Genomic DNA, 976 nt, shown 5'->3' on the forward strand with positions numbered 1-976 from the left:
CTGAGGTAAACAGCGGGTGTGTACCAAATTGCAAAAACACCTGATGTTACGGCGCATCGGCGTAGCGCGCTTTCAAATCGGCCAACTGCTGGCGCAGGGCCTGTGCATTTTGCCGCGCTACGTCAGGGTGCGCGCTGTATTGCCCAAGCTGTTCCAGCATGGTCGGTATCGCATCCAGCGAGGTGGGATCCAGATAGACCACTGGGATGCCAAAGGCAGAGAGCTGTTCAAGCGGTCGCTGCGGGTTTCCTTCACGCCAGGCCAGAATTAAGTCCGGTTTCAGCGCCAGCACCCGTTCCAGATTGATACCTTGCCAGGACGCAACCTGTTCTCGCTGCTCTGCTTCGGGCGGGTAGTTTGACCAGGCACTTACACCAATCACCTGATCGCCCATGCCAGCGGCGAAGGCCAACTCCGTAGCGTGCGGGGCCAGGCTGATAATGCGCTGAGCGACAGCGTCTGCGCTGACCCGCCCGCTAATGAGCAGGCACAGTATTGCCAGAAGAGCGAACCCGCGAACGCGCATCAGGCTTTTCCGGCAAGCTCTTGCAGCATGGCACTCACCATGCGCGACGATTGCTGGGCCGCCACGGCCAGAAACTCATCAAAACTCAGGTGCGACGCTTTGTCAGCCACATCGGAGATAGCGCGTACTACCACGAAAGGCACGCCGAACTGATGGCAAACGTGAGCAATTGCGGTGGCTTCCATTTCGACCGCGACGGCCTGCGGGAAGGTGCGACGGATGCGGGCCAGCGGCTCGGCACCGTTGATAAACGCATCACCACTGACGATAAGCCCCTGCACGGCATTCAGTTGCAGAGACACAATGGCGCGCTCGGCCAGCGCAATCAGGGACGCATCGGCGGGAAACGCCGCTGGACAACCTGCCATCTGACCTGCTTCATAACCGAAAGCGGTGACATCGGCATCGTGATAGCGCGCTTCACCGGATACCACGATATCGCCGACGTTC

1 protein-coding gene and 1 pseudogene are annotated in these 976 nt (G+C 59.6%); both read right to left on the bottom strand.

Features of this window, described 5'->3' with window-relative positions:
- Window positions 1-114: 114 nt before the first annotated feature.
- Window positions 115-526: pseudogene (locus tag J5224_RS30240) on the bottom strand (helical backbone metal receptor); the annotation flags it as partial.
- On the bottom strand, window positions 526-976 hold a 451-nt coding region (mtnN, locus tag J5224_RS30245), incomplete at its 5' end, for a 5'-methylthioadenosine/S-adenosylhomocysteine nucleosidase (RefSeq protein WP_264628742.1). The gene mtnN and the pseudogene J5224_RS30240, both read right to left, overlap by 1 nt.

The organism is Candidatus Symbiopectobacterium sp. NZEC135, assembly GCF_025962695.1.